This is a genomic window from Isoptericola sp. b515 (genome assembly GCF_030588125.1).
GTDB classification, from domain to species: domain Bacteria; phylum Actinomycetota; class Actinomycetes; order Actinomycetales; family Cellulomonadaceae; genus Isoptericola; species Isoptericola sediminis.
In genome coordinates this window covers 638,754-653,315 of record NZ_JAUQYR010000002.1, presented here as the reverse complement: position 1 = coordinate 653,315, position 14,562 = coordinate 638,754, and the positions used below count along the sequence as shown (strand labels likewise).

The following is a 14,562-nucleotide window of genomic DNA, read 5'->3' as shown; positions in this document are numbered from 1 at the left end:
ACACGCTATGCGGAGCGCGACACGCCGAGGTCACGAGAGGACGACGACACCCGCCTGTCGCCCGGTGACCTCCCCGGCGGCCGTCGCACGGCGGTGCGAGAACAGGTCCGGGTCGGTCATCGTGCAGCGGTCCACGCGCGTGGTGGCGACCCCCCGCGCGACGAGCCGAGTCACCACGGCGCCCGGCAGGTCGAGCCCGGGCGTGCCCGCCGACGTCGTGGACCACGCCTCGGGCACGACGGCCGTGACCTCGTCGCGCATCTGCTCGGGCACCTCGTAGCACCGACCGCAGACCGCGGGGCCGACGGCGGCGCGCAGCCGACCGGTCTCGGCACCGCGGGTCAGCAGCCGGTCGACGACCTCGTCGACGACGCCGGCCACCAGCCCGCGCCGACCCGCGTGGGCGACACCGACGACCCGCGCGGTGGCGTCGGCGAGCAGCACCGGCACGCAATCGGCGACGAGCACCCCGAGACCGAGCCCCGGTTCCGCCGTGACCAGACCGTCCGCCGTGCCGGCACTCGTCGGGGGCGTGCCGGACCACTCGGCGCGCTCGTGGGGCCCGAGCTCGAGGACGTCGGCTCCGTGCACCTGCGTGGCGAACGCCACGGGGCTGCCGACCCAGTCGGCCAGCAGGTCACGGTTGCGCTGGACCCGGGCGCTGTCGTCACCGGTGCCGTCGGACAGGTCGAGCGACGACCACGGCGCCGGCGACACGCCCCCGTGCCGCGTGGTGAAGCCGGCGACGACTCCGGCGCCGAGGTCGACACGGAGCAGTCCGGCACCGAAGTCCTCGGGCAACATGGCCTCCTGGGCCCACGGGACGGACGAGGTCACTTGAGGAAGTCGGGGACGTCGAGGTCCTCGGCGGGCCGGGACTGGTCCACCATGCGGGGCACGTCCACCGGACGCTCGACCGTGACGCCCTCCCCCGCGCCCTCCTCGACCACGCCGAGGCTCGTCGGCCGCTGGACGTTGCCCACCGGCTCCAGGCTGGCGGGGACGTCGTCCGGACCGGCCGGGATCGGCCGCGGGCGCGCGTGGGCGGGCTCGGCGGCCGGCAGGGGCACCGGCGCCGTGGCCGGGGAGCCGCCGTGGCCGGTGCCCGGGCTCGCCGCGGACGAGCCCTGACGTCCGGCCGCGCCGTCGTCCCCGCCCGCACGGCTCGCCGAGGAGCTGCCCGCGACCTGCCCCAGGGCGCGGGAGTCCTCGCGCGCCTTGGGCAGCCCGCCGTCGAACCCGGCCGCGATGACCGTGACGCGCACCTCGTCGCCGAGCGCGTCGTCGATGACCGTGCCGAAGATGATGTTCGCCTCGGGGTGGGCCGCCTCCTGCACGAGCCGCGCGGCCTCGTGCACCTCGAACAGTCCCAGGTCGCTGCCACCCTGGATCGACAGCAGCACGCCGTGCGCACCGTCGATGGAGGCCTCCAGCAACGGCGAGGAGATCGCCAGCTCGGCGGCCTGGACCGCGCGGTCCTCCCCACGGGCCGACCCGATCCCCATGAGCGCGGACCCCGCCCCCTGCATGACGGACTTGACGTCCGCGAAGTCGAGGTTGATCAGCCCCGGGGTGGTGATGAGGTCGGTGATCCCCTGCACGCCCGAGTGCAGCACCTGGTCGGCGGAGTGGAAGGCGGCGATGGCCGACACGTTCCGGTCCGACATCGACAGCAGCCGGTCGTTCGGGATGACGATGAGCGTGTCCACCTCCTCGCGGAGCTGCTCGATCCCCTGCTCGGCCTGCACCGACCGGCGCCGGCCCTCGAAGGTGAACGGGCGGGTGACGACCCCGACCGTCAGCGCGCCGAGGGAGCGCGCGATGCGCGCCACGACCGGGGCGCCCCCGGTCCCGGTGCCGCCGCCCTCGCCCGCCGTGACGAAGACCATGTCGGCGCCGCGCAGGACGTCCTCGATCTCGTCGGCGTGGTCCTCGGCGGCCTTGCGGCCGACCTCGGGGTCGGCGCCGGCCCCGAGCCCGCGCGTCAGCTCGCGACCGACGTCCAGCTTGACGTCGGCGTCCGACATCAGCAGGGCCTGCGCGTCGGTGTTGATGGCGATGAACTCGACACCCTTGAGGCCGACCTCGATCATGCGGTTCACGGCGTTCACGCCGCCACCGCCGATGCCGACCACCTTGATCACTGCCAGGTAGTTCTGCGGAGTTGCCACGTCGTTGCCTCTCGGGTCGTTCGGGTCCTGACCCCACCGGTCAAACCTTCAGGTTATAGTTGAAGGTGAGTGTTATGTCAGGTTGCTGCTTGTGACGACGGTATTTCGCCGGAACCCGCCCGCGCCGCACGTGCCTCGGCGTGTCGCGACGGGTCGGACGGCGGTCACCGGGTCACCGGCAGCTCGGGCGACGAGACGTCGATGACGGCGACGTCCCCTCCGACCGCGCGCAACGTGCGCACGACCTCCACCTTCAGCGGCAGGCGGTCCGCCCCGCCCCAGCGGATGCTGAGCCCGTCGCGCAGCACGGTCTCCACGTCGTCCTGGGTGCGGGCGCTGACCTGCTCCACCCGCGCGGACAGCCCGGGCGGGAGCGCGGCGACGACCGCCAGCGCCGCCTGCAACGCCCGGGCGGACTCCTTCTCCAGCGGCACGGACACCACCGGGAGCCCCTCGGGCACGCCGGCACGGCGGCCCAGCCGCACACCCTCGTCGTCCAGCAGCACGTAGTCCGTGCCGTCCGGGACCGCCGCCACGGGTTCGCGGGCGACGACGACGACGCCGAGACCGTGCGGCCACGACCGGGCGAGCGTGACGTCCTTGACACCACGCAGGGAACGGATCTCGGCCGCCATGCCCGCCGTGTCGAGACGCAGCAGCGGTGTGCCGGCCGCGCCCAGGGCGATCTCGTGCACCCGCTCGCCGTCGACCACGGGCACGTCCGCCCCCGTGACGGTCACCTCCTCCGCGTCGAGCGCGAGCAGGTCGGACCACCCGACCACCCAGCCCGCCCCGCCCACGAGGCCGACCAGCAGCACCACCACGAGCGCCGTGCGCCAGGACCGGTGGCGGCGCATGGCCGAACGCTCGGCGAGCCGGTCGGCCATCGCGGTCGAGACGCGGGGGTCGCGGGCGGCGGGCGCCGGCACCGGGCGGGGGCCCCGCTCCGGCGCGGACGCCACCGGCCGGGGCCGCGCCGGGGACGCGGCGGACCGCGCGCTGCCGGCCGACCGTGCCGCACCGGCCGCACGACGTCCGGACCCCGCCGGGGACGCCGAGGACGCCGCCGGGGCGGGCCGTGGCCGCTCGGGCGCGCGGGGACGAGGTGGGGGACGCATCACCCCATCGTCGCGTCCGGCGCCGGTCCCGGGAGGTCCGCCACGCCGTGGCGCGCCGCCAGCTCGGCGAGGACGACGGGTCCGAGCTCGGTGACGTCGCCCGCCCCGACGGTCAGCACGACGTCCCCCGGGCGGGCCAGGCGGGCCACGGCGTGCGCCGCCTCGACCCGGTCCTCGACGGCCCGCACCCGCCCGCCGGAGACCGTCGGACCGGCCAGGTCCGTGATCGTCCTCGCGGTCACCTCCGGGTCGACGTCCTCACGCGCCCGGTACACCCCCGTCACCACGACCTCGTCGGCCAGGGACAGCGCGGCGGCGAACCGGTCGGCGAAGATCCGCGTGCGGGAGTACAGGTGCGGCTGGAACAGCACGAGGACCCGTCCCGTTCCCGCCACGGGCCGCGCCGCTCGCAGCAGCGCCTCCACCTCGGTCGGGTGGTGGTCGTAGCTGTCGAACACCCGGACGCCACCGGCCTCGCCGCGGGGCTCGAAGCGTCGCCCGGTGCCCACGAAGGTGCCCGCCGCGGCCACCGCGGCCGACGGGCCGGCGCCGAGCAGCACGGCGGTGACCACCGCGGCGGTGGCGTTCAGCACGTTGTGCGCGCCCGGGACGTCGAGGGCCAGCAGCCGCTCCGCGTCGCCCAGGGGTCCGCCGGAGACGGTCGCCCGCGCGGTCCCGGCCCCGACCTCGACGCCGCGGACCCGCACGTCGGACTCCGGGACGGTCCCGTAGGTGACGACCCGGCCGCCCGCCGCCCGGTGCGCGGCCGCGAGCCGGGCCGAGCCGGCGTCGTCGGCGCACGCCACGAGCGTGCCGTCGGGGGTGATCCGGGCGGCGAAGTCGACAAAGGCCTGCTCGAACGCCTCCTGCGACCCGTAGTGGTCCAGGTGGTCGGCCTCGACATTCGTCACCACGGCCACCGTCGGGCTGTAGTTGAGGAACGAGCCGTCGGACTCGTCGGCCTCGGCGACCAGCACGTCGGCCGTCCCCGCGTGACCTCCCGGGACCGTCCGCTCCCCCGCCCCGTCGCGCCGTCGGACGGTGCCGCCGATCGCGAACGACGCGTCGACGCCCACCGCGGCCAGGACCGTGGCGACCATGGCCGAGGTGGTGGTCTTGCCGTGCGCACCGGCCACCGCGACCGTCCGCCGGCCCCCCATGAGGACGGCGAGCGCCTGCGACCGGTGCAGCACCTGCAACCCGGCCGCGCGCGCCGCGGCCAGCTCCGGGTTGCTCTCCCGGACGGCGGTGGACACGACCACGGTGTCCACCCGCGGCGTGCCGTCGGGGGCGACCACGTGCCCGGCGTCGTGCCCGACCCACACCGGGATCCCGTCGGCGCGCAGCGCGGCCAGCGCAGGCCCCTCCGCCGCGTCCGACCCCTGGACAGGGACGCCGCGGGCGGCGAGCAGCCGCGCGACGACGGAGACCCCGGCGCCCCCGATGCCGATGAGGTGGACGCGACCGAGCGCCGCCACGTCCGTCGGGGCGCTCATCGGGCTGCCCCGGCGACGTCCGCGACCATGTCCGCGACCCGTGCGGCCGCGTCCCGGACCCCGACGGATCCCGCGGCCTCGGCCATGGCGACAAGCCGGTCCCGGTCCTGGAGCAGGGCGGGCACCTCGGCCGCGACCCGTTCCGGGGTGAACGCGACGTCGTCGATCACGATCCCGCCCCCGGCACCGACCACGTCGCGGGCGTTCAGCCGCTGCTCGCCGTTGCCGATCGGCAGCGGGACGTACACCGCGGGCAGGCCGAGAGCAGCCAGCTCGCAGACGGTGCCCGCCCCGGAGCGCGCGACGACGAGGTCGCAGGCCGCCAGCGCGTGCTGCATCTCACCGAGGTACTCGCGCACGTGGTAGCGCGACACGTCGTGGTCGCCGGCCAGCGCCGCCACGGCCTCCCGCACCTCGGTGTCCTTGCCCCGTCCCGTCAGGTGCAGCACCTGGACCCCGGCGTCGAGCAGCGTCGCGGCGGCACCCGTGACGGCCCGGTTGACGTTCAGCGCGCCCGAGGAGCCGCCGGTGACCAGCAGGGTCGGCAGGGCGGGGTCGAGCCCGAGCGCCGCGGCGCCGCGGGCGCGGGAGCCGGCCGGGTCCGCCCGGCGCTCGTCGACCAGCGCCGCGATCGCCGGACGGAGCGGCAGGCCCACGCAGGTCGCACCGGCGATCCGCGTGTCGGCGAAGGTGGTGCCCACCGCCGCCGCCCAGCGCGCCCCGAGCCGGTTGGCGAGGCCCGGGCGGGCGTTCTGCTCGTGGATCACCACCGGCACGCCGAGCCGGCGGGCCGCCAGGTAGGCCGGCGTGGAGACGTAGCCGCCGAACCCGACCACCGCCTGGGCGTCGATCTCGGTGATCGCGTCCTGGGCCGACCGTACGGCCGCACGGAGCCGGACGGGCAGGCGGAACAGGTCCGGGCTCGGGCGACGCGGCAGCGGGACGCGCGGGATCTCGTGCAGCGGGTAGCCGGCGGCGGGCACCAGGTCCGCCTCGAGACCGCTGGCGGTACCCAGGACCCGGAACGACGTCTCGGGGTCGCGGGCGCGCAGCTCGTCGGCGACCGCGAGCAACGGGTTGACGTGGCCGGCGGTCCCTCCGCCGGCCAGCACGACAGAACGCACGGAGGAAGTCTTCACACGGGCAGACCCTACCGGCCCCGGCCCCCCGCGCGGCCCAGCACCGTCAGGGAGCGGCGGACCACACCGGGCCGCGCCGCGAGCGCCTCGGCGGCACCCGGTTCGGACCGTGCGAAGCTGATGACCATGCCGAGCGCCGCCATCGTGGTCACCAGCGCGGACCCGCCGGCCGACACCAGGGGCAGCGGCACGCCGATCACGGGCAGCAGCCCGAGCACCACGCCGATGTTGACGAAGGCCTGGCCCACGATCCAGCAGGCCACGGCCGCCGTGGTGATCTTGACGAACGGGTCGGTGTGCCGGCGCACGATCCGGGCCATCGCGACACCGAGCACGACGAACAGGGACAGCACGAGCAGCGTGCCGAGGAGACCGAGCTCCTCACCGATGATGGCGTAGATGAAGTCGTTGTGAGCCTCGGGCAGGTACCGCCACTTCTCGCGGCTCGCCCCGAGCCCGACGCCGAACAGACCGCCGGTCCCGAGGCCGTACATCCCGTGCAACGACTGGTAGCACTCCCCCTCGGCGTCCGTGCACCCGCCGTAGGTCGCCAGGATGCGGCCCATGCGGTTCGCGTTGCCCAGCACGAACAGCCCCACGACCGCGGCGAGCGCGACGCTGCCGCCCAGGGCCAGCATCCGCCACGGGGCCCCGGCGACCCACAGGGCACCGGCGACGAGCCCGGCGATGACGAGCATGGTCCCGAGGTCGTTGCCGGCGATGACCAGGCCCAGGACCACCATGGCCCCGGGCACGGCGGGCACGACGGCATGCGCCCACGAGCCCAGCAGGTGCTGCTTGCGGCCCAGCACGGCACCGAGCCAGACGGCCAGGGCGAGCTTGCTGACCTCGGCGGGCTGCACGGTGATCCCGCCGAGGGAGATCCAGCCGACGTTGCCGCCCTGCGCCCGGGCGAGCGCGGGGACGAGGGTCAGCGACTGCAGCACGATCGCGCACGCCAGCGCGGGCCAGGCGAGACGCCGGTACCAGTGCACCGGCAGGCGCGCGGCGACGAGCATCAGGGGCAGGCCGATCAGGGCGAACCGCGCCTGGGTCAGCCCGGCGGCGTAGGGCGGCTCCCCCGCGGCGATCGAGGTGACGGTCGTGCTGGAGAACACCATGACCAGGCCGATGAGCAGCAGCAGCCCGGTCGCCCCGACGACGAGGTAGTAGCTCGTCACGGCGGAGTTCCACTGCCCCAGCCACGGCCGGTCGGTGCGGCGTGCGGCAGACGTGACCGCCATCGTGCTCCCTACGTCAGGTCCCGCACCGCGGAGGCGAACTCCTCACCCCGTGCCGCGTAGGACGCGAACTGGTCCATGGACGCCCCGGCCGGGGCCAGCAGCACGGTGTCGCCCGCCCGGGCGGCCTGCCGTGCCGCGGCGACGGCGCGACGCATCACGGTGCCAGTGTCGCCGGGATCGATCACGGTGACCGGTACCTCGGGCGCGTGTCGGGCGAGCGCGTCGACGAAGGGCGTCGGGTCCGTCCCGATGACGACCGCGGCGCGCAGGCGGTCCGCGCGGCCCGCGACGAGGTCGTCGAAGGACGCCCCCTTGGCCAGCCCGCCCGCGATCCAGACACCCGTGCCCGGTGCGCAGGCCGCGAGGGACGCGGCCGCGGCGTGGGCGTTGGTGGCCTTGGAGTCGTCGACGTACGTCACCCCCTCCAGGGTGCGGACGACGGCGGCGCGGTGGGCGTCGGCGGAGAAGCTCCGCAGGCCGTCACGGACCGCCCGGGCGTCGACACCGTGGGCACGGGCGAGCGCCGCTGCGGCGAGGGCGTTGGCCACGACGTGCGGGGGCGGGCCCTGCGGGCCGCCGAGATGGGCCAGGTCGTCGAGGGTGGCCAGCTCGGCGGCCGTGCGGTGCCGGTCCGGGGCGTCGGTCGGCGCGTGGAAGGCGCGGTCGACCAGCACGTCCTCGACCAGCCCCAGCTGCCCCGGTCCGGGCGGACCGAGGGTGAACCCGACGGCCCGCGCCCCGTCGGCGACCTCGGCGTCGCGCACGAGCTGCTCGGTGCGCGGGTCGGCGACGTTGTAGACGCACGCCACCTGCGCGCCGCGGTAGATCCGGCCCTTGTCGGCGGCGTACGCCTGCGCCGAGCCGTGCCAGTCGAGGTGGTCGTCGGCCACGTTGAGCACGGCCGCGGCCTCCGCCGCCATGCTCGTGGTGTGGTGGAGCTGGAAGCTGGACAGCTCCACGGCCAGCACCTCCAGGTCAGGGTCCTGGGCGGCGGTGAGCACCGGGGTGCCGACGTTGCCGACCGTGGCGGTGCGCAGCCCGGCGGCCGTGAGGATCGAGGCGAGCATCTGCACGGTCGTCGTCTTGCCGTTGGTCCCGGTGACGGCCAGCCACGGGGCTCCGGTCCGCAGCCGCCAGGCCAGCTCCACCTCGCTCCACACCGGGACCTCGGCCTGCCGGGCGGCGGTGAGCAGCGGCGTCGACGGCGCCCACCCCGGCGACGCGACCACCAGGTCGGCGTCCGCGACGAGGCCGGCGACCACCCGCGGGTCCGTCGCGTCGGCCCCGGTCACGTCCGCGTCGCCGGCACGGCCGTCGACCGTCGTCACCATGGCCGCGCGACCCGCGAGCGCCGCGACGACGGCGCGGCCGGTCACGCCGAGCCCGGCCACGACCACCCGGGCACCGGTGAGCCTCAACTGACGACCCACTCGGCGTAGAAGATCCCCATGCCGAGGGCGGAGAAGAGGCCCGCGATGAGCCAGAACCGGATGACGATGGTGACCTCGCCCCAGCCGGACAGCTCGAAGTGGTGGTGCAGCGGGGCCATCTTGAACACCCGCTTGCGGGTGAGCTTGAAGGACCCGATCTGGATGATGTCGCTGAGCACGATGATCACGAACAGACCACCGATGATGGCGGCGAGGATCTCGGTGCGGGTGAGGATCGACAGCGCCGCGAGCGCACCGCCGAGGGCCAGCGACCCGGTGTCACCCATGAAGATCTTGGCCGGACTGGCGTTCCACCACAGGAATCCGAAGCAGGCTCCCATGACCGCCGCCGCCACGATCGCCAGGTCCTGCGGGTCACGCACCTCGTAGCAGCCCGGTCCGGCGGCGGCGAGGCGCTGGCAGGACTGGTTGAGCTGCCAGATGCCCACGAGCACGTAGGCGCCGAACACGATCAGCGACGACCCGGTCGCGAGCCCGTCCAGGCCGTCGGTGAGGTTGACCGCGTTGGACCATGCCGTGATGAGGAAGTTCGCCCAGATCACGAACAGGATCAGGCCGATCGTCGTCCCGGCGAAGGCGAGGTCCAGGTCGGTGTCCCGCAGGAACGAGATCTTGGTCGAGGCCGGCGTGCGGGAGTTGGCGTTGGGGAACTGCAGGGCCAGCACCGCGAACGAGATGCCGACGAAGCCCTGGCCGACGATCTTCGCGCGCGCCGTCAGGCCCAGCGACCGCTGCTTGCGGATCTTGGTGAAGTCGTCGAGGAACCCGACCAGCCCCAGGCCGGTCATGAGGTACAGCGCGAGCAGGGCCGAGGCGCTCGGCGGACGGCCCGCGAGGATCATCGAGGCGGCGACGCCCAGCAGGGTCGCCGCGATGATCACCACGCCGCCCATCGTCGGGGTGCCGCGCTTGGTGAAGTGCGCCGTCGGGCCGTCCTGGCGCACGAACTGGCCGTAGTTGCGGTGCACCAGGAAGCGGATGAACAGCGGGGTGCCCAGCAGGGCGACCAGGAGCGAGACGCCGGCGGCGGCGAGGACGGCGATCATCCGGCGGCCTCCACCAGCTCGTCGGCCAGCCGCCACAGCCCGGACCCGTGCGAGGCCTTGACCAGCACGACGTCACCGTCCGTGAGCGCCTCCGCCAGGAGCACGCGGGCCGCGTCCAGGTCCGGCACGAACACCGACTCCTCTCCCCAGGACCCCTCCTGCTGGGCCCCCTCGTGGATGTGGTACGCGCCCTCGCCGACCACGACCAGCAGCTTGACGTTGAGCCGGACGGCGAGCCGACCGATCGCGTCGTGCTCGGTGCGCGCGACCTCGCCGAGCTCGAGCATCTCCCCCAGCACGGCGACCGACCGGCGCGACCGGCCGGCCATCACGGCCAGGGTACGCAGGGCGGCCCGCATCGAGTCGGGGTTCGCGTTGTAGGAGTCGTCCACGACGGTCACACCGTCGGCCCGCTCGGTGACCGCCATGCGGTGCGGGCTCCGCGGCGTGGCCGACGACAGCCGCTCGGCCACGACCGGCAGGTCGACGCCGAGCCGGAGGGCCGCCGTCGCGGCGGCGAGCGCGTTGGTCACGTGGTGGGCGCCGACCAGCCGCAGCGCGACGTGGGCCGAACCCGCGGCCGTGCGGAGCGTGAACCGTGCGCGGCCGCCCTCGACGGTCACGTCCTGGGCGCGCACGTCGGCCGAGGAGATCGTGCCGAAGGTGACCACCTCCGTGCCGGGCTCCGCGCGGTCCGCCATCGCGGTCACGCGGGTGTCGTCGGCGTTGAGGGCGACCACACCGCCGGGGCGAACCCCGGCGACCATCTCGCCCTTGGTGCGCGCGATCGTCTCCACGTCGCCGAAGACGCCGAGGTGCGCGGTACCGACCGCGAGCACGATGCCGACGTCCGGCGGGGCGATGCGGGTCAGGTCGGCGATGTTGCCGGGCCGGTCCGCGCCCATCTCCAGGACCAGCAGCCGGGTGTCCGCGGTCGCCCGCAGCACCGTCAGGGGCAGACCGATCTCGTTGTTGAACGAACCGGTGGGCACCACGACGGCATCGGCACCGAAGGACGGCTCGAGGAGCTGGCCGAGCAGGTCCTTGGTGGTGGTCTTGCCCACCGACCCGGTGACGGCCACCACCCGGACCTCGTGCCGCTCGCGCAGCCGGGCCAGCACCACGCGGGCGAGCTCGCCGAGAGCCGTCTGGACGTCGTCGACGACGACGCAGGGCACGTTCTCCACGGGCCGTGCGGCCAGCACGAGGGCGGCCCCGGCCTCGACCGCGGCCGCGGCGAAGTCGTGGCCGTCGACGTGCTCGCCGGGGAGCGCGACGAACAGCGCGCCGGGTGACACCTGCCGGGAGTCGACGACGACCGGGCCGCGGACGACCACGTCGTCCCCGGCGCCGTGCGACGACCCCGCGGTCGCGGCGGCGACCTCGGCAGCGGTGAGCTCGATCATGCGGTGGGGGTCCTCTCTGCGCGGGCACGCAGCGCAGCGCGCGCCTCGACACGGTCGTCCAGCTCGAGGTCCACGCCGCGGACCTCCTGGAGGGTCTCGTGGCCGCGGCCGGCGACGAGCACCGTATCGGTGCCGGCCGCCTCGAGCACGGCGCGCCGGATGGCCTCGTCGCGCGGTGCCACCTCGGTGACGGTGACGTCGCGGCCCGCCGCGACGGCGCGGTCCCGGGCGGCCTCCGCCCCGGCGCGCACCGCGGCACGGACCGCGGCGGCGTCCTCGTCGTGCGGGTCGTCGTCCGTGACGACGACCACGTCGGCCCCCGCCACGGCGGCCGCACCCATGAGCGGGCGCTTGCCGGGGTCACGGTCGCCGGTCGCGCCGAAGACGACGACGAGGCGTCCGGTGGTGGTCGGGCGCAGCGCCGCCAGAGCCAGCTCCAGCGCGTCGGTGTTGTGCGCGAAGTCCACGACCACCCGGGGATGGGTGCCGTCCCCGGGTCCGACGACCTCCATCCGTCCCGGCACCTGCGCGGACAGCCCGTCACCGGCCTCGAGGGCGGCGACGACGTCGTCCAGCGCGACCCCGGAGGCCAGCACCATGACCACGGCCAGGGCGGCGTTGGCGACGTTGAAGTGGCCCGGCAGGGACGTCCGGGCCCGCAGGGACCGGCCGTCGGCGTGGGTCAGGGTGAAGGCCGACCCGGTGCCGCGCGGGGCGACCTCCGCGACGGTCCAGTCCGCGGCCGGCGCGCCCTCCCGGGCCGGGCCGGTGCGGACGGTCTGGACGGGGACGGTCGCCGCGGCAGCCATCCGCTCGCCCCAGTCGTCGTCGACCACGACGACCCCCTGGCGGGACCGGGCGGGGGTGAAGAGCTCGGCCTTGGCGGCGAAGTAGGCGTCCAGGTCGCCGTGGAAGTCCAGGTGGTCCTGGCTGAGGTTCGTGAACCCGGCGACGTCGTACACCACCCCGTCGACCCGGTGCATGGCGATCGCGTGCGAGGAGACCTCCATGGACAGCGAGTCGACCCCGTCCTCGCACATCGCCGCGAGCACCGCCTGCAGGTCGGAGGCCTCCGGCGTCGTGAGCCGGCTGGGCAGCACACGGTCCCCGGAGCGGGTCTCGACCGTGCCCACCAGGCCGCCGCGGCGCCCCAGGGAGCGCAGCAGGTGGTCGAGCTGGTACGTGGTGGTCGTCTTGCCGTTGGTGCCGGTGACGCCGAAGGTCGTCAGGCGTTCAGCAGGGGCGCCGTGCACCCAGGCGGCGACCGGGCCGAGGAGCGTCCGCGGCTCGTCGGTCACCAGCACGGGCACGGGGAGGTCCCCCACACGTGCGGCCCCCGCGGGGTCGGTCAGGACGGCGTGCGCACCGCGGGCCACGGCATCGGCGGCGAAGTCCGCGCCGTGAGCACGGGCCCCGGGCAGCGCCACGAACAGGTCGCCGTCGGTCACGGCCCGGTTGTCGCTGGCCACGGCGGTCACCTGGACCTGGGTGGACGCCGCAGGGGGCGCGATGGTCAGGTCGAACCGCGCGGCGAGCTCGGCCACGGGGCGGGGCACGAGCACCGCGGGCCGGATGCGTTCGGTCGGGGATGTCACGGGGAAGAACCTACCTGGTGCCGGCCCGTCACCAGGTCAGCGGGAACAGGTCGGCCGGCTCCTCGGAGGGCGGCACGCCGTCCGCACGCAGGACGTAGCCCATCAGCTCGCTGAACACCGGTGCGGCCACGACACCACCGTAGATCGAGGACCGCGGGCTCTTGAGGAACACCGACACGGTGTAGCGGGGGTCGTCGGCGGGTGCCACGCCGATGAACGAGGCGACGTAGGTGGTCCCGCCGCCCTCGAACATCTGGGCCGTGCCGGTCTTGCCCGCGACCCGGTAGCCGGGCACCTGGGCGGCCGTCCCCGTGCCGTCCTCCTCGGTGACCGCCTCCATCATGGTCAGGACGTCCTGCGCGGTCTGCGGCGACACGACCTGGGCCCCCTCCGCCCGCTCGCGGGGGACGAACTCCCCGGAGGCGGCCCGGGTGCCCGCCACGATGTTGGCCGGCATGCGCACGCCGTCGTTCGCGATGGTCGAGAAGACCTGGGTCGCCTGCATCGCGCTGACGGCGACGCCCTGCCCGAACAGCACCGTGTACGGCGTGCGGTTCTCGATCTCGTCGATGTCCTCGTCGGGCAGCAGGCCCGCGCTCTCCCCCGGCAGGCCGAGGGCCGTGCGCTGCCCGAAGCCGAACTTGCGCAGGTAGTCGTAGCGCACCGCGAACGGGATCTCCTGCCCCATCATCACCGTGCCGGTGTTGGACGACTGGGCCAGGATCCCGGCGAGGGTCCAGCGCTCGACCGCGTGGGGGTGCGAGTCCCGGAACGTCTCGCCGTCCACCGTGTAGGTGTCCGGGACCTCGAACTCGTCGGTCGGCTCCCAGTAGCCGCCCTCGAGGGCGGCCGCCATGGAGATCACCTTGCCCGTGGACCCCGGCTCGAAGACGACGTTCACCGCCCGCGAGCCGTCGGCGACGTCCCCGGAGGTCCCGTTCGGGTCGACGTCACCGGAGTCGGCCATCGAGACCACGTCGCCGGTGCGGAGGTCCTGGACGATCGCGATCCCGTAGGCCGACCCGGTGTCCGCGACGGCCTCGTCGAGCAGCTCCTCCGCCTTCCACTGGACGTCGGAGTCCAGGGTGAGCTGGACGTCCCCGCCCGGCTCGGCCGGCACCGACTCGAGCTCGGAGGTGGGGATGCGCGCCCCGTCCCGGCCCCGTTCGTAGGTCAGGGTGCCGTCGGTCCCGGACAGGACGTCGTCGAACGAGGCCTCGAGCCCGCCCACGCCGGACTGCTCGCTGTTGACGTGCCCGAGCAGCGGGCCGGCCACCGTGCCGGCGGGATACGTCCGTTCGGACGTGAGGTAGGAGAAGACGTAGCCGTACAGGCCGAGGGCCGAGACGGCCCGCTGCACCTCCGGGACGACGTCGGCGGCCAGGACGACGTACTGGTCCTCCCCGTTGAGCCGGGCGCCGAGCGTGGCCCGGCTCTCCCCCAGCACCGGGGCGAGGAGCTGGGCGATACCGAGGGCACCGTCCTGCACCGGTTCACCGTCCGCGTCGTGGCGGCCGTTGCCCCGGAACCCCTGGATGTTCACCTGGTTGGCCACGATCCGGTAGCGGTCCACGGACGTGGCCAGCACCCGGCCCTCGACGTCGAGGATGTCCCCGCGGTGCGCCTGGGTGACCTGGGTCGCCAGCCGCGCCTGCTGGGCCGTGGAGGCGAGCGCCGGCCCCTGGATGACCTGGACGTCCACGAGCCGGCCCACGAACAGGGTCACCACGAGGGCCGCCAGCACGATCAGCCAGCGCTGACGCCGCTCGGGGTCCCCCGCCGTCCGTCCCGCCGGGCGCGCCGGGCGGCCCCGCCCGGCGCCCGCGCCTCCGCGTGCCACCGGTGCGGCACCGCGCCGACGGCCGTCCGGTCGTCTCGTGGACTGCACAGCACGAT

The 14,562-nt window shown here is 75.0% G+C and carries 11 protein-coding genes; all 11 read right to left on the bottom strand.

Features of this window, described 5'->3' with window-relative positions; genetic code table 11:
* Positions 1-30 precede the first annotated feature (30 nt).
* Complete coding sequence (gene pgeF / locus Q6350_RS08740; RefSeq protein WP_304607386.1) at positions 31-837, bottom strand: peptidoglycan editing factor PgeF; 807 nt, start codon at positions 835-837, stop codon at positions 31-33.
* Positions 834-2,171 carry a cell division protein FtsZ gene (ftsZ, locus tag Q6350_RS08735; protein ID WP_304603732.1) on the bottom strand — a complete coding sequence of 446 codons (1,338 nt, stop codon included), beginning with the start codon at positions 2,169-2,171 and terminating at the stop codon, positions 834-836. Before ftsZ ends, pgeF begins: the two co-directional genes overlap by 4 nt.
* 164 nt (positions 2,172-2,335) lie before the next feature.
* On the bottom strand, positions 2,336-3,289 hold the full coding sequence (locus Q6350_RS08730; protein WP_304607385.1) for a cell division protein FtsQ/DivIB: 954 nt from the start codon (positions 3,287-3,289) through the stop codon (positions 2,336-2,338).
* Positions 3,289-4,785 carry a UDP-N-acetylmuramate--L-alanine ligase gene (gene murC / locus Q6350_RS08725; protein ID WP_305065955.1) on the bottom strand — a complete coding sequence of 499 codons (1,497 nt, stop codon included), beginning with the start codon at positions 4,783-4,785 and terminating at the stop codon, positions 3,289-3,291. The genes Q6350_RS08730 and murC overlap by 1 nt, the downstream gene beginning before the upstream one ends.
* Positions 4,782-5,909 carry an undecaprenyldiphospho-muramoylpentapeptide beta-N-acetylglucosaminyltransferase gene (gene murG / locus Q6350_RS08720; RefSeq protein WP_305065954.1) on the bottom strand — a complete coding sequence of 376 codons (1,128 nt, stop codon included), beginning with the start codon at positions 5,907-5,909 and terminating at the stop codon, positions 4,782-4,784. Before murG ends, murC begins: the two co-directional genes overlap by 4 nt.
* Positions 5,910-5,935: 26 nt before the next feature.
* Positions 5,936-7,168 (bottom strand): putative lipid II flippase FtsW, encoded by a 1,233-nt coding sequence (gene ftsW / locus Q6350_RS08715; protein WP_304603728.1) that lies wholly within the window; start codon positions 7,166-7,168, stop codon positions 5,936-5,938.
* Between the two features lie 8 nt (positions 7,169-7,176).
* Entirely contained in the window at positions 7,177-8,586 is a 1,410-nt protein-coding gene (gene murD / locus Q6350_RS08710; protein ID WP_304603727.1) for a UDP-N-acetylmuramoyl-L-alanine--D-glutamate ligase, read from the bottom strand.
* On the bottom strand, positions 8,583-9,665 hold the full coding sequence (gene mraY / locus Q6350_RS08705; RefSeq protein WP_171247740.1) for a phospho-N-acetylmuramoyl-pentapeptide-transferase: 1,083 nt from the start codon (positions 9,663-9,665) through the stop codon (positions 8,583-8,585). Before mraY ends, murD begins: the two co-directional genes overlap by 4 nt.
* Positions 9,662-11,071: a UDP-N-acetylmuramoyl-tripeptide--D-alanyl-D-alanine ligase gene (gene murF, locus Q6350_RS08700; protein ID WP_304603726.1), complete on the bottom strand. Its 1,410-nt coding sequence runs from the start codon at positions 11,069-11,071 to the stop codon at positions 9,662-9,664. Before murF ends, mraY begins: the two co-directional genes overlap by 4 nt.
* Positions 11,068-12,666, bottom strand: coding sequence for a UDP-N-acetylmuramoyl-L-alanyl-D-glutamate--2,6-diaminopimelate ligase (locus tag Q6350_RS08695; protein WP_305065953.1), 1,599 nt, complete (start codon positions 12,664-12,666; stop codon positions 11,068-11,070). Before Q6350_RS08695 ends, murF begins: the two co-directional genes overlap by 4 nt.
* Positions 12,667-12,694: 28 nt before the next feature.
* Positions 12,695-14,554: a penicillin-binding protein 2 gene (locus tag Q6350_RS08690; protein ID WP_305065952.1), complete on the bottom strand. Its 1,860-nt coding sequence runs from the start codon at positions 14,552-14,554 to the stop codon at positions 12,695-12,697.
* Positions 14,555-14,562 lie beyond the last annotated feature (8 nt).

Excerpts from the sequence above, each read along its gene's own strand:
- Q6350_RS08730 (WP_304607385.1), bottom strand. The coding sequence starts at position 3,289 with ATGCGTCCCCCACCTCGTCCCCGCGCGCCCGAGCGGCCACGGCCCGCC.
- murC (WP_305065955.1), bottom strand. The coding sequence starts at position 4,785 with ATGAGCGCCCCGACGGACGTGGCGGCGCTCGGTCGCGTCCACCTCATC.
- ftsW (WP_304603728.1), bottom strand. The coding sequence starts at position 7,168 with ATGGCGGTCACGTCTGCCGCACGCCGCACCGACCGGCCGTGGCTGGGG.
- mraY (WP_171247740.1), bottom strand. The coding sequence starts at position 9,665 with ATGATCGCCGTCCTCGCCGCCGCCGGCGTCTCGCTCCTGGTCGCCCTG.
- murF (WP_304603726.1), bottom strand. The coding sequence starts at position 11,071 with ATGATCGAGCTCACCGCTGCCGAGGTCGCCGCCGCGACCGCGGGGTCG.